The 14,126-nt window shown below is 72.0% G+C and carries 7 protein-coding genes; 5 read left to right on the forward strand and 2 right to left on the reverse strand.

The window, feature by feature from the left end; genetic code table 11:
* Position 1: 1 nt before the first annotated feature.
* Positions 2 to 6,934, reverse strand: a complete 6,933-nt coding sequence (locus NGF19_RS23845) for a type I polyketide synthase (RefSeq protein WP_252427327.1) — start codon at positions 6,932 to 6,934, stop codon at positions 2 to 4.
* Between the two features lie 205 nt (positions 6,935 to 7,139).
* Entirely contained in the window at positions 7,140 to 7,616 is a 477-nt protein-coding gene (locus NGF19_RS23850) for a flavodoxin family protein (RefSeq protein ID WP_252427328.1), read from the reverse strand.
* A 663-nt stretch (positions 7,617 to 8,279) separates the two neighbouring features.
* Here NGF19_RS23850 and NGF19_RS23855 point away from each other — a divergent pair.
* The 5 genes from NGF19_RS23855 to NGF19_RS23875 all read left to right on the forward strand — a co-directional run bounded on the left by NGF19_RS23855 (position 8,280) and on the right by NGF19_RS23875 (position 14,080).
* On the forward strand, positions 8,280 to 9,200 hold the full coding sequence (locus NGF19_RS23855; RefSeq protein ID WP_252427329.1) for an ABC transporter ATP-binding protein: 921 nt from the start codon (positions 8,280 to 8,282) through the stop codon (positions 9,198 to 9,200).
* A complete protein-coding gene (locus NGF19_RS23860; RefSeq protein ID WP_252427330.1) occupies positions 9,197 to 10,756 on the forward strand; it encodes an efflux permease Rv1217c-related protein in 1,560 nt (519 codons plus the stop codon). Before NGF19_RS23855 ends, NGF19_RS23860 begins: the two co-directional genes overlap by 4 nt.
* Before the next feature lie 99 nt (positions 10,757 to 10,855).
* Entirely contained in the window at positions 10,856 to 11,878 is a 1,023-nt protein-coding gene (locus NGF19_RS23865; protein WP_252427331.1) for an NAD(P)-binding domain-containing protein, read from the forward strand.
* 425 nt (positions 11,879 to 12,303) lie between these two features.
* Positions 12,304 to 13,422 carry a ParB/RepB/Spo0J family partition protein gene (locus NGF19_RS23870; RefSeq protein WP_252427332.1) on the forward strand — a complete coding sequence of 373 codons (1,119 nt, stop codon included), beginning with the start codon at positions 12,304 to 12,306 and terminating at the stop codon, positions 13,420 to 13,422.
* A 208-nt stretch (positions 13,423 to 13,630) separates the two neighbouring features.
* Positions 13,631 to 14,080, forward strand: coding sequence for a pyridoxamine 5'-phosphate oxidase family protein (locus tag NGF19_RS23875; RefSeq protein ID WP_252427333.1), 450 nt, complete (start codon positions 13,631 to 13,633; stop codon positions 14,078 to 14,080).
* Positions 14,081 to 14,126 lie beyond the last annotated feature (46 nt).

Here is a 14,126-nt window from a genome sequence, read left to right on the forward strand (position 1 = left end):
CTCAGGCCCTTTCTTCGACAGTGTCATGTCGGCCTCCCTCGAGGGATTCCAGTCGTTGCAGGAGAAGCGCCTCGACGTCGTCGTCGCTGAGCGCCTCGACATCGAGCTCCGGCTCGGCGGGTGCGGCGGTCTCGGGCGGTGCGGCGGTCTCGGACGGTATGGCGGTCTCGGACGGTATGGCGGTCTCGGACGGTATGGCGGGAGGGCCGTCGGCGGCCGTCGCGTCGAGCGGGATCCCCATGCGCTCGGCGAGGAAGGGCGCGAGCGCGTCGATGGTCGGGTAGCGCCAGGCGAGCGTGGCCGGCAGGGCGACCTCGACGGCGGTCTCCAGGCCCTTCTTGACCTCCAGGGCCAGCAGCGAGTCGAGGCCCATGCTGGTGAACGGCACGGTGACGTTGACGCGGGCCGGTTCGAGCCTCAGCACGCGGCCGACCTCCCGTCGGCACCGGTCGACGAGGACGTCGCGGCGCCGTCGTCCCGGCTCCACCGCGAGCAGCGCCCGGCGCAGCTCGCCCGTCCGGCCGTCACCCGTCGCGAGAGCGCCCGGCCGCAGGGCCCGCCGCGCTTCGGGCAGGTCGTCGAGGAGGGGACGGGGGCGTGCCGCGGCGTAGGCGGGGGCGAACAGGGACCAGTCCACGTCGGCGACGACGGTGGTGGTCTCGTCCCGGCCGAGGGCGCGGTCCAGCGCTACGAGGGCCGGGGCGGCGTCCATGAGCCGCAGGCCCCGGCGCGCCAGTTCGTGCTCGTGCTCGTCGTGCGCCCGCCCGGCCCACGGGCCCCACTGCATCGAGGTGGCCGTCAGCCCGAGGCCGCGACGGTGCTCGGCCAGCGCGTCCAGACAGGCGTTGGCGGCGGAGTAGGCGCACTGGCGCCCGCTCCCCCACACCCCGGTGATGGAGGAGAAGAGCACGAAGGCGTCGAGCGGGCGGCGCAGGAGATCGTGCAGGTGCAGGGCGCCCGCGTCCTTGCCCGCGACCACCTGGGCCAGCTCGGCGGTGGTGGTGTCGGCGAGCGGCTTCACCAGCGAGACGTCCCCGGCGACGTGGAACACGGCACGGACCTGGTCACCGTCCGCCTCCAGCCCGTCCAGCAGCGCGGCGAGGGCGTCTCGGTCGGCGACGTCGCAGGCGGCCAGTGTGACGCGGGCGCCCAGCTCGGTGAGCTCCGCCTCGAGGTCCGCGGCGCCGGGGGCCTCGGGGCCCCGTCGGCTGACGAGTACGAGATGGTCCGCGCCCCGCCGCGCCAGCCGGCGTGCCAGGTGGACGCCGAGTGCGCCGGTGCCGCCGGTGACGAGAACGGTCCCCTCGGGCCGGTACGCCGGGGGCTCGGAGTCGTCGGACGGCGCCCGTACCAGCCGCCGGGCGAGGAGGCCGCCGGGGCGCAGCGCGAGCTGGTCCTCGTGGTCCGGGTTGCCGAGGGCGAGGGCCAGTTGGTCGCCCGCGGCCTCGTCGAGCGGGCCCGCGATGTCGAGGAGTCCACCCCAGCGCTCCGGGTGCTCCAGGCCCACCACGCGGCCCAGCCCCCAGGCGAGCGCCTGCACCGGGCGGGTGACCGGGTCGTCCGGACCGGTGCCGACGGCGCCGCGGGTGAGGAGCCACAGCGGCGCGCTCTCGCCGATGTCGCCCAGCGCTTGCGCCAGTGCCAGGGTCAGGGCTGCCCCGCGGGGCAGCCCTGGTCGATCGGGCAGCGGCGTCTCGTCCAGGGCGAGCAGCGACACCACTCCGCGCAGGGCGGGCTCGCGCCCGGCCGGGCCGTCGAGCGCCGCGGCGAGCGCCGCGCGGTCGGCGTCCGCGGCGACGGCGATCTCGGTGACCGTGCCGCCCCGCGCGGCGATCGCCGCGCGCAGCCATCGGGTCAGCTCGTCCGGGACCGGCCCGTCCGGGACCGGCCCGTTCGGGGTGACGACCAGCCAGGTGCCGGGCAGCGCGGCCGTGGCCGTACCGGCCGGCGGGGTCCAGGCGACCCGATAGCGCCAGGCGTCGGCGGTCTCGCGGTCGAGGCTCTCCCGGTGCCAGGCCGTAAGAGCGGGGAGTACGGCGGCGAGGGCGTCGCGCTGAGCGGCGCCCGCGATTCCCAGCACACCGCTGAGCGCCTCCAGGTCGCCGCGCTCGACGCTCCGCCAGAGCGCGTCCTGCGCGCCGGAGCGCGGCGGAGCCGTCCCCTCCCCCGCGGCCGACGCTTCCTCGATGGGGAGCCAGCAACGCTCGCGCTGCCAGGGGTACGCGGGGAGCCGTACCACCGGCGGTGCGGCCCCGTACAGACGCGTCCAGTCGACCGGGAAGCCCGCGCAGTACAGCCAGCCGAGCTCGCCGAGCAGAGCGGCGCGGCCGGGCCGGTCGCGGTGCAGCGACGCCACGGCCACGCCCTCCGAGCCTCGGGTCCCGAGCTTCTCGGCGAGCGCGCCGACCAGCATGGGATGACCGGAGATCTCCACGAAGACGTCGTGCCCGGTGTCGAGGAGGGTGTCGACGGCCTGGTCGAGCAGCACCGGTCGGCGCAGGTTCGTCGCCCAGTACGCGGCGTCCAGCTCCGTGCCCTCGACGGCCCGCCCGGTGACGGTGGAGACGACGGTACGGTCCGCCGGGCGCGGCGTGAGGCCCGCGACCGCGTCCCGCAACTCGCCCTGCAACGGCTCCATCTGGGGGCTGTGCGAGGCGTAGTCGACCGATTCGAGGACCCGGCAGAACACCCCTTCCTCGTCGAGGGCGGCGGCGAGGCGTTCGATCGCCGCGGTCTCGCCCGAGATGACGGTCGAGGTCGGGCTGTTGCTCGCGGCGACCGAGACCGATCCGTGGTCGAGCCGGTCCAGGATCCGTTGCGTCTCGTCGAACGTGGCACCGACGACGGCCATCTTGCCCCGGCCGATCACGGTGCGGATCACCCGGCCACGGTGCAGGGCCACGCGGAGCGCGTCGTCGAGGTCGAGCGCGCCGGAGACATGCGCGGCGGCGATCTCCCCCACGCTGTGTCCCACCACCGCGTCCGGCTCGACGCCCCACGATCGCCACAGGGCGGCGAGGGCGATCTGCACCGCGCAGGTGGCGGGCTGCACCACGCCGGGGTCGGCGAGCCGGGAGCGCTCCGGCGCCATGGTGAGCTGGTCGATCAACGACCACTCGACGTGCCGGCGCAACGAGGCGTCACAACGCTCCAGGGTCTCGCGGAACACCGGCTCCTGGTCGAGCAGTTCCGCGGTGAGCGGCCACCAGCGAGGTCCCTGACCGGAGAAGACGAACGCCACCCGGGAACGGCGGCCCGTGCTCCCGCCGTCCCAGGCCACGCGGGGGTGCTCCTCGCCGCGCGCGAACGCGGCCAGGCCGTCACGGAGTTCGGCCGCCGATCGGCCGACGCAGGTCAGTCGCTCCGCGTGGTGGGTCCGGCGCACCGCCGCCGCGGCGCAGTACTCGGCCACGGTGGCCTCGGCGCCCGGCGCGTCCAGCTCGGCCAGGTGCCGGGCGGCCAGCTCGCGCAGGGCCTGCTCGGTCGGGGCGGAGACGGTGAGCAGATGGTCCCGGTCGCCGTAACGATTCGGCTGAGGCACGGCCGACGGCGGGGCCTCCTGCAACACCAGGTGGGCGTTGGTGCCGCCGAAGCCGAAGGAGCTCACCCCGGCCAAGGCCGGACCGTCCCCGGCCGGCCAGGGCCGCGCGGTGTCGGCCACCCGCAGCGCCAGCTCCTCGAAGGGGATGTGCGGGTTGGCCTCGCGGAAGTGCAGGCTCGCCGGGATCCGGCGGTGGCGCAGCATCAGGGCGACCTTGATCAGGCCCGCGACGCCCGCCGCGGCCTCCAGATGACCGAGGTTCGACTTGACCGAGCCCACCAGGCAGGGCCGGGCGCGGTCCCGGCGCGCGGAGACCACGGCCGCGAGCGCCTTCGCCTCGATGGGGTCGCCCAGCAGCGTGCCGGTGCCGTGCGCCTCGACGTAGTGGACGTCCTCCGGCGCGACGCCCGCGCGGGCGTACGCGGTGTGCAGGACCGCTTCCTGAGCGCGCGGGTTGGGCGCCATGAGGCCGTTGGTCCGGCCGTCCTGGTTCACCGCGCCGCCGCGGATGACGGCGTAGACGCTGTCCCCGTCGCGCAGCGCCGCGGAGAGCGGCTTCAGCACCACCACACCGGCGCCCTCGGCGCGGACGTACCCGTCGGCGCGCGAGTCGAACGTCTTGCAGCGCCCGTCGCGGGCCATCGCTCCGGCCTTGGCGAAGTTGATCGCCGGCCCCGGAGACAGGATGAGGTTCACGCCACCCGCGAGGGCGAGCGTGCAGTCGCCCTGCGCGATGCTCGCACAGGCCTGCTGCACGGCGACCAGGGAGGACGAGCAGGCCGTGTCGATCGACAGGCTCGGCCCGCGCAGGTCGAACAGGTAGGAGAGGCGGTTCGCGGCGATGCTGAGCGCGCTGCCGGTGCCGGTGTGGGCATCGATCTGGTCGAGCCGCTGGAGCTGCAGATGGCCGTAGTCGCTGGTGGCGACGCCCACGAACACGCCGGTGGCCGAGCCCGCCAGGCGCTCCGGCACGATGCCCGCGTCCTCCAGGGCCTCCCAGGCGACCTCGGCGAGCAGCCTCTGCTGCGGGTCCATACGGGCGGCCTCACGCGGGGAGATCCCGAAGAAGCCCGCGTCGAAGCGGTCGACGCCTTTGAGGAACCCGCCCCACCGGGTGGTGGTCTTCCCCGGCGCGGTGGGGTCCTCGTCGAAGAAGTCCTCGGCCTTCCAGCGGTCGGCGGGCACCTCCGTCACCGCGTCCCGGCCCTCGTCGAGCAAGCGCCAGAACTCGTCCGGGCCGTCGGCACCGCCGGGAAAGCGGCAGCCGATGCCGATGACGGCGACCGGTTCGGTGCCGTCGCCGCCCGCGGTCGGGGCGGGGAGCGGCGCGGCGGCCTCGGCGCCGTCCGCCAGGAAGGCCGCCAGGGCCTCGACCGTCGGGTATTCCCAGGCCAGCGTGGCCGGAAGCGAACGTCCGGACCACCGCTCCAGTTCGCCGATCATCCCGACCAGCTCCACGGACTGCAGCCCGTAGCCGGCGAACGGCTTCCGGGGGTCGAGGCGTTCGGGGGCGACACGCAGACGCCCGGCCAGCTCCTCGAGGAGGCGCTTCTCGAACGTCGCACGAAGCTCGTGGTTCGGCCGGGCGGCCGACGCGCCGCGCTCCTCCGGGGAGTCGGCGAGGACCGACGCGCCGCGCACCTCGAGGGAGTCGGCGGGGGCCGAGGGAGCGCTCCACCGCTCGACCGGGTCGAGCGAACCGGCCAGATACGCCTCCTTGCAGGCGTAGCGCTGCAGTTTGCCGCTCGACGTCTTCGGGATGCTCCCCGGCGCGACCAGCACGATGTCGTGGACCCGCAGGCCGTGGTGTTCGGCGATCGCCGACCGGACGGCGGTGAAGATCTCCTCGGCCGCGGCGCGGGCGGCGCCCCGCACGGCCTGCACCACGACGAGTTCCTCCGTCTCGCCGGAGTCCACCGAGAACGCGATGCCCGCGCCACGGCGCAGGGCCGGGTGCGCCTCCTCCACGGTGCGCTCGATGTCCTGCGGGTAGTGGTTCTTCCCGGCGACGATGATCAGGTCCTTGATCCGGCCGGTGACGTACAGCTCTCCGTCGTGCAGGAAGCCGAGGTCACCGGTGCGCAGGAACGGCCCTTCGCCGTCGGCGAGGCGGGCCTCCAGCCGCTCGGCGCTCTCCTCGGGACGGCCCCAGAATCCCCGCGCGATGCTGGGACCGGCGACCCAGATCTCGCCGACCTCCCCGTCCGGCAGCGGGGTGCCCGCGTCCGGCGCGACGACGACCAGCCGATGTCCGGAGACGATCTGTCCGCAGCCGACCAGGGTCCGCGTGCCCGCACCGGGCTCGGCGGGCTCGGCGCGGTGCTGTTCCAGCAGGTCGGCGCGGACCTGCAGCAGGGGCGGTTCGGTGGTGCGCGCGCCGCCTGCGAGAAGCAGGGACGCCTCCGCCATCCCGTAGCAGGGATAGAACGCCGAGCGGCGGAACCCGTGGGGCGCGAAGGCGCGGGCGAATCGTTCCAGCGTCTCCGCGCGGACCGGCTCCGCGCCGGAGAAGGCCACCTGCCAGGTGCTGAGGTCGAGGCCTGCGCGCTCCTCCTCGGAGATCTTCGATACGCAGAGGTCGTAGCCGAAGTTCGGGCCGCCGCTGTGGGTGGCCCGGAAGTCGGAGACGGCGCGGAGCCAGCGGGCGGGCCGCTTGAGGAAGGCCAGCGGCGACATGAACGTCACCGGGTAACCCCGGTAGGCCGGTTCCAGCAGGCCGCCGATGAGTCCCATGTCGTGGTAGGGCGGCAGCCAGATGACACAGCTCTGCTCGGCGCCGTCGAACATGTGCTGGTCGATGGCCGCCAGGTTGGCGAGCAGGTTGGCGTGACTGAGCATCACGCCCTTGGGGCGCCCCGTGGAGCCGGACGTGTACTGCAGGAAGGCGAGGTCCTGCCCGCGCACGCCCGGTCGGCGCCAGTCCGCCGCCCCCGCCTCGTCGACCTCGTCCACCGCCAGCCACGGCAGCGCCGCCGTCTGCGGTGCCAGCTCCGCGATCCGGCCCGCCATCGCCGCCGCGGCGGCGGGCGCCAGCACCACCGACGGTGCGGCATCCTCGATCACGCCCAGCAACCGATGAAGCATCCGGGGGACCACGCCGGAGTCGGGCGGATAGGCCGGTACCGCCACCACTCCCGCATAGAGGCAGCCGAAGAAGGCCGCCACGTAGTCGATGCCCGGGGGACAGAGGATCAGCGCCCGGTCACCGACCGCCGCTCGTTCCCTCAGCGCCACCGCGACAGCGCGCGCACGCCGGTCGAGCGCCGCGCCGGTGAGCAGCTCGACCTGGTCCTCCCCATCGGCCAGGAACCGGTAGCACGGTTCCTCGGCGCGCCCCAGCAGGACGGCGCCGAAGCGGTCGATGAGCGTCTGGTGGGAGGAAGCCCCCGTCATGTCCGTATCTCCAGCTCTTGCGGCGTAGGTCCTGTAGGTCCTGTAGATCCTGTAGGTCCTGCCTCGGCGGCAGGCGGTGGGAAGGCGGCCGGGCCCGGGACACACCCGGCTCGCCGTGCGACGGCCGGTGCACCGGCCCGGGTCCTCGGTCGGGTCCTCGGTCGGGTCCTCGGTCGGCTCCTTGGTCGGGTCCCCGGTCGGGTCCTCAGGCGAGCGAGGCCCCCCACTGTTCGGCGCGGTCCAACTCGCCGTCGGCCAACGGACCCTGCGTCGAGGTGACGAGGAAGCTCTTGCGGGCGATCACGCTGACGGAGCGTCGGCGAAGTCGCTTCTCGATCGACTTCGCCGCGGATCCGGAGAAGAACCCCGTGCCGGTGACGGTGTCGAATGCCACCACGCGGCATCCCGGGTCGCCGGGAAGCGCCTCGAGCCACTCCGCCACACCGGTGGCGGGCGCCTGGCCGCCCTTCTCCCGGGCCTGCCGCCGGGAGGCCGGTGAGGGAATCCCCATGTTGTGCGTGGGAGCGCCCAGGATCAGCAGGTGGACGCCGTCGAGCGCCGGTCCGGAGGACGCGGCGGCGACGGTCACCGTCGCGTTGCGGGACCGCAGGCCCGTGGCGATCGCCTCGGCGACCCGCGCGGTGTTGCCGAAGCAGGACTCGGTGATCACCAGAACGTTCATCGTGGCTCCTCGGGGCGGTGGTGGCGCCTGCTCCCGGACGGGTTCGGCAGCGCGCCGAGAGAGGCGGGAAATTCTGTTCTACGGCGTCGATCCATGGGTTCATCGATCCCCCCGAAAACGAAAGTCCTCCGCCTGCTCGTGTGAGCGAGGCGAGAGCAGAACAAGGTGCCACGTACTGAAAGAGACCACTGCCGCATTGGCAACCGAGCCCGAATAGACGCCCGTACGAACATGCACTTAGGAGGTGGACGGGAGCGCAATTATTGCGCCACAAACTCGCGCTTTCCAAGGGCGGACCGCACCTGCATCATTCGGCACTTCCCGCAAGGGCCGTTCGGCTCTCATGTGTTCAACCGTCCAGGGTGGCCGGTTGAACACCCAAGGATCCCCGCCCACTTGGGGATTCCCGGCGTCTGTGGCACCGTCGGCGACCGTCACCCGCAGCCGCTCTTGCGGTGCAAGGGGACCCGATGTTCCTATCGAGGTGCTGCCACGCCCGCCACCCAATTACTCTTCATTTCCACCGCGTTGGGCCGGGGCAGTCCGTACCGCCTGCATGCGGACGTGAGGAGCACTCGTGCCCGAAGAACTCGGCCGAACAAGCCGTGACTTGATTCACCCTCACATAACGAAAGACCCTGCAAATTGTGTCATCTTGTCGGCATGCATGCCATCGAAGCGGAAGCTCTCTGTAAGAGGTTCGGGCGTACGCAGGCCCTGGACGGCCTCGATCTCGCCGTACGGCAAGGCGAGGTGCACGGGTTCCTCGGGCCGAACGGCGCGGGCAAGAGCACCACGATCCGCGCGCTGCTGGGTCAGATCACGCTGGATTCGGGCCGCGCCAGGATCTTCGGGCTGGACTGCCGGCGCCAGTCCGTGCAGGCGCACCGGCGCCTCACCTACGTACCCGGCGACGTGGCTCTCTGGCCGGGGCTCAGTGGCGGCAGTTGCATCGACATCCTCGGTCGGCTGCAGGGCGGCCTCGACCCGAAGCGGCGCGACGCCCTCGTCGAGCGGTTCGAGCTGGACCCCACGAAACGGACCAGGACGTACTCCAAGGGCAACCGGCAGAAGGTCGCCCTGGTCGCGGCCCTGAGCGTCGACGCGGACCTCTACCTCTTCGACGAACCGACCTCCGGGCTCGACCCGCTGATGGAGGACGTGTTCCAGCAGTGCGTCCGGGAGTTGAAGGACGCCGGCCGCACCGTCCTGCTGAGCAGCCACATCCTGTCCGAGGTGGAGGCCCTCTGCGACCGGGTCAGCATCGTCCGGCGCGGCGCGGTGGTCCGCGAGGGCACGCTGGCCGACCTGCGCAGCCACACGCTGACGACGGTGACCGCGATAACCGGGACCGCCATAGCGCGGCTGGCCGACCTCGACGGCATCGTGGACCTCACCGTCGAACAGCAGCCGGACGGTGTGCACACCCGCTTCCGGGTCGGCCGCGCCGCGCTGGCGAGCGCGGTCGGACAGGTCGCCGCGGCCGACCCGACGGCCCTCACCGTGGAACCGCCGAGCCTGGACGAGCTGTTCCTGACGAACTACCGCACCGATACGGCGGTCACCGAGGGGACCCCGGCATGACGGGATACTGGCGCCTGGTCGCCATCAGCCTGCGCACCGCGCCCGCCCAGGTCCTCGGCTGGGCCCTGGCCGTCTGCGCGCTCGTCACCAGCAGCGCGTCCGCCATCGGCGACAAGTACGCCGAGCAGGCGAGCCGGGACGCCTACGCGGCCACCTACGTCGGCACGCAGAGCAGCGCCGCCCTCCAGGGCCGTGGCTACAACCTGGAGACCCTGGGCGGCATCCTGGCCAACGAGTTGGGCTACCTGACCCTCATCATGCTGCCGCTGATCGGCCTGCACCTGGCGATCCGTTTCACGCGCAGCGTCGAGGACACCGGCCGGCTCGACATCCTGACCGCGGGGTCGGTCCACCGGCTCGCCCCGGCCGCCGCCGGGCTGACCGCCGCCGCCCTCACCGCCGTCCTGACCTTCCTCCTCAGTGCCGCCGCGCTGGTCACACTCGACTATCCGGTCGCCGGATCGCTGCGGTACGCGGGCAGCCTCGCTGCGCTCATGCTGGCCTTCACCGGCATCGGCGCCCTGGTGGCCCAGTGCTGCCGGGACGCGCGCACCTCATACGTCCTCGCCGTCGCGTGCTGGATGGTCAGTTACCTGGCCCGTGCCGTGGTGGACGCCCGCGGCGTCGATCTGACCTGGGTGAACCCGGAGTCCTGGCTGGCGGAGATCCGTCCGTTCGCGGCCCAGCCACCGCTGTGGCCGTGGCTGGCCGTCGCGGCGACGGCCTCGGTCTCGTTCGCAGCCGCCGCCGTGGTGGCCACGCGTCGCGACCAGGGCGCCGGGCTCGTCCCACCACACCCCGGACCGGCCGCGGCGCCGTCCTGGATGACGAAACCGCTGCATGTACTGGTCCGGCTCACGCTCGGGGTCTGTCTCGGCTGGACCGTCGGGGGAAGCCTCTTCGCCTTCTCCTTCGGATACCTGACCAAGCAGATAAGCGTCCTGAGCGCGATCTCCGGCGCCACACGGAGCGACAACATCGACGCCACTGTGTCGCTCTTCGTCCAGATGAACGCGCTGCTCGCGGCTGCGGCCGCGATCCAGCTCACCCAGTGGCTGGCCGCCGAGGAGACCAGCGGACGGGTGGGGTACGCCCTCGCGAGCCCTGTGAGCAGACGACGTTGGTGGGGCGCCACCGCCGCGCTGGTGACCGCCTGGTCGCTCGTCCTGCTGATCTGCATGGGCGTCTGCACGGGTCTCGGGCTCGCGGCCGGATTCGGTGACGTCGGCTATCTCGACGACGGCGTGCCGGCCACCCTCGCGTACACGCCGGCGGTGCTGCTCCTGGCGGTGATCGCCCTGGCGCTGCAGTCGGTGAACCCCCGCGTGGTCACCGTCACGTGGCTCGCCGTCGGCTGGGGCATCGTCGTGTGCCTCCGTGCGGACCTGCTCGACCTCCCGGAGTGGGCCCGGCGGCTGTCTCCGGTGCATTGGGTGGGTGCCGTTCCTCGAGACGCCTGGGACCGGCCTGCCGCGCTGGTCATGACGCTCCTGGCGCTCGCCCTGGCGGCAGTTGCCGTTCTCGCCTTTCAACGCAGAGACCTGCGAGCCGGTTGAGCCCGGTGACGGCCGAAGGGCTTGCCGCACCGTACCGACCCGCTCGACCGGCTACCGAGCACGTGCCGAGTCAATCCCCCAGAGAGGGAGTTCAACCGCATGGCGACGAACAAGAGCTGTGCCGTGATCGGAAGCGGCCTCTTCGGCATCCAGGCCGTCCGCGAGTTCACGCGCCGAGGGAACACCGTTGACTGGTACTCGTCGGATCCCGAACCGGGTGGCATCTGGCAGCCCATGCCGTGGGGCAAGACCCGCGAAAGCACCGAGTTGGTGAATCCGGGATGGTGCATCGCCCCCGAGTTCAGAGGGAAGCCGACGGTGACGGTCCAGGAGTTCCGCGCTCTCCTGAAGTCCTGGTCCGACGAGAGGACCGACCTCCAGCGGAGACGGTTCCTCACCCGCGTCGACAGTGTCGTGGAGTACGAGTCGCACGTGTGCGTCACGACCCCTGACAGCGAGACACCGTACGCGTTCGTCGTCGTCGCGACGGGCCACTACGGGGCGCCGCGCATCCCGGACGAATGGGCGGGGGACAACTGCTGTCACGCCTCCAGCCTGCAGGACCTGTCGCGCATTCAACCCCACCAGTCGGTCCTCGTGATCGGCGGTGGACAGAGCGGGGTGGAGATCTGCGAGGAGATCATCGAGGATCGGCCCGACATCCGGCTGTCGTGGTGCACCGGGCGCACGGTGAAACTGATAACCCGGCACTCCCCCCTCGCCATGCTGGGGACGTGCGTGCGCTATTCCACGCGAGGTGAAGCGCCTCGCGGATTCGTGATCACCAAGAGCCCCTCCACGGTCGTGGCCCACTGCACGATCGTGCCGACCCGTGCCCTCCACGTCGATGGAGGTCGAGTCGAGTTCTCCGACGGGAGTGTCCAGAAGTTCGACCACATCATCGCTGCGACCGGATACGCGGCCCCGGTCGGCCTCGACTTCCCTGCCCCGAATCCGGCCAGGACCAAGGGCATGCGTCTCTCCCCACGCAGCCGCATCGCCTCCCTGAACCACGACGGCGACGGCTGCGGGGGCGCGTCGATGCGGTGTGCCCGCAAGCAGGCAGTCGCGGCGGCCCGGCTCTTCGCGGACCGGGGAGACCCGAAGAAGTCACCAGCATGACCTGACCGGTTCCGGGCGTCTCTCGCCCTGCCTCCCCCGTCTCCTCCCCCACCCGACATCCCTCGCCTCGGCCGGCCCTGCCCTCAGGACGCGCCAAGGCGAGGGATGTCGTTGGTTTTCAGCCACAAAACACCGTGTCCCAAACATTGATCTTCATTCAAATGGGCAGGTCAGCGGCGTAAAATGAAGATACACAGTATCTCAAACTTCAAATGCGCTTGTTGCAAGCCCTCTTGGGGGCTTGTAATCTCACGGCAACGGTTTCCGGACAAGGCGCGGGGCTCATCACCCGCGTGTGCCGCTTGTTCAGCGGGCGTTGAGGACAGTGACTGCGGTGCTGATGCGACTGCCGATACCCATGAGGTGGTCATCGGCGTCGAGTCGCACCCGGGATGACACTGAGAGACGAATACGGGGGAACGTCAATGAGTGCTGTCCACTTCGAGCCGCCGCCGCACGCCCGCACCACGCGTGAACCGAGCGCCTCGCCTCGCGAACGCGGCCGGCACCCGGACCTCGCCGTGGTCACCACCGTGCCGATCGCGCTGCTGCTCCCCGCGGACTCGCCACGCCTGTCGGGTGAGAACCTGGAGCACGCCCACACGCTGGCGGCCTCGGGACAGGAACTCCCGCCCATCATCGTGCACCGCCAGACCATGCGCGTCATCGACGGGATGCACCGGCTCCGGGTGGCCATGCTGCGCGGGCAGCCGGAGATCCGGGTCTGCTTCTTCGAGGGGTCCGCGGCCGACGCCTTCGTGCTGGCGGTGAAGTCGAACGTCGGTCACGGTCTGCCGCTGACGCTGGCCGAACGGGTGAGCGCCGCCGAGCGCATCATCGCCTCCCACGCCCAGTGGTCCGACCGCGTCATCGCCTCGGCGACCGGACTCTCGGCCACGACCGTGGGCGGACTGCGGCGCCGCAGGAGCGAGGCCGGCACGGCTCCCACCTCCCGCATCGGCCGGGACGGCAGGGTCCGTCCGCTCAGCGCGGCGGAAGGGCGCCGGACGGCGGGCAGGCTGATCGCCGCGTCACCCGACGCGCCGTTGAGGGAGATAGCGAAGCAGGCGAACCTCTCGCTGGGAACGGTGCGCGATGTACGCGACCGGGTCCTGCGGGGCGAGGACCCGGTACCCGCCCCGCGCCGGGCAGCGCCGAGGCAGCGGACGCGGCCACCGGCGCCGAGCCCGGCAACCCGGCTTCCCGGGAAGATCGGCGAGGCGGAGAAGCCCCTCGCCACCGCGCCGGACGCACCGACGAACCCGCCGAACCCGTCGGCCGCGAAGACCCCCGACGGCGACGCACAGGCGGATCTGACCGCGGTCTTCAAGAACCTGTGCGGAGACCCGTCCCTTCGCTACACGGAGACGGGGCGGCTGCTGCTGCGCCTGCTGGAGACGCAGATCGCCGGTGTACGGCGCTGGGACGAGATCGCGGAGTCCGTCCCCTCCCATCAGGCCGCGATGGTCTCCGCCGCAGCCGCTGAATGCGCCAGCGCCTGGCAGATACTCGCACGGAAGATCTCGCAGCGATCTCCTGCCTGACCAGCGAACCGAAGCGGTCGACGCCGCCCGGAAAGTGTCTTCAGCGGCACAAGAACCCCTTTGACGTGATCCGCACCACATACATCTATGGGCCGAACGGCTCTGGCAGCGCAAGGCCGAAACGCGTTGCATGGGGGCCGCCAGACCTGCCAGTGGCACCGACCCTGTGCGGCGGACGAGTACCGCCGTGTGCGAAGGACATCCGCCCATGACGCATCGGTTACCTCCCGAGCCGCGCCGCACCGTGGACCTGGACCCCGACGAAGCCCTGCGCCTGCTCAGCAGCGTCCCCCTGGGCCGCATCGTCTTCCCGACCGACTTCCCGCAGTGGGCGCTGCCCGCCGTACGCCCCGTCAGCCACATCCTGGATGACGGCGACATCATCGTCTGCGCCCGCAACGGCGCTGTCCTCACCGCCCCCATGGAGCAGGCGGACTCCCAAGGCGTCGCCGTCGCCTACCAGGCCGACGAGATCGACCACAACACCGGCCTGCGGTGGAGCGTCGTCGCCACCGGCCACTGCCACCTCGTCACGGACCCGGAGCAGGTGGCGCGCTACCGGGCGGCGCTGCGCTCGCAGTCGGACCACGGCCCGGACCACGTCGTACGCATCCGCCCCGACCTGGTCACCGGCATCCGACGGGCGGTGAGCGACTAGGAAGAGCCTCGCCCCAGAAGGCTTCGGCCTCGGACGAGCCGAATCC

The organism is Streptomyces macrolidinus (genome assembly GCF_023887685.1).
Taxonomy (GTDB): domain Bacteria; phylum Actinomycetota; class Actinomycetes; order Streptomycetales; family Streptomycetaceae; genus Streptomyces; species Streptomyces macrolidinus.

Coding starts and splice junctions, on each gene's coding strand:
- NGF19_RS23845 (WP_252427327.1), bottom strand. CDS start 6,934: ATGACGGGGGCTTCCTCCCACCAGACGCTCATCGACCGCTTCGGCGCC.
- NGF19_RS23850 (WP_252427328.1), bottom strand. CDS start 7,616: ATGAACGTTCTGGTGATCACCGAGTCCTGCTTCGGCAACACCGCGCGG.
- NGF19_RS23855 (WP_252427329.1), top strand. CDS start 8,280: ATGCATGCCATCGAAGCGGAAGCTCTCTGTAAGAGGTTCGGGCGTACG.
- NGF19_RS23860 (WP_252427330.1), top strand. CDS start 9,197: ATGACGGGATACTGGCGCCTGGTCGCCATCAGCCTGCGCACCGCGCCC.
- NGF19_RS23865 (WP_252427331.1), top strand. CDS start 10,856: ATGGCGACGAACAAGAGCTGTGCCGTGATCGGAAGCGGCCTCTTCGGC.
- NGF19_RS23870 (WP_252427332.1), top strand. CDS start 12,304: ATGAGTGCTGTCCACTTCGAGCCGCCGCCGCACGCCCGCACCACGCGT.
- NGF19_RS23875 (WP_252427333.1), top strand. CDS start 13,631: ATGACGCATCGGTTACCTCCCGAGCCGCGCCGCACCGTGGACCTGGAC.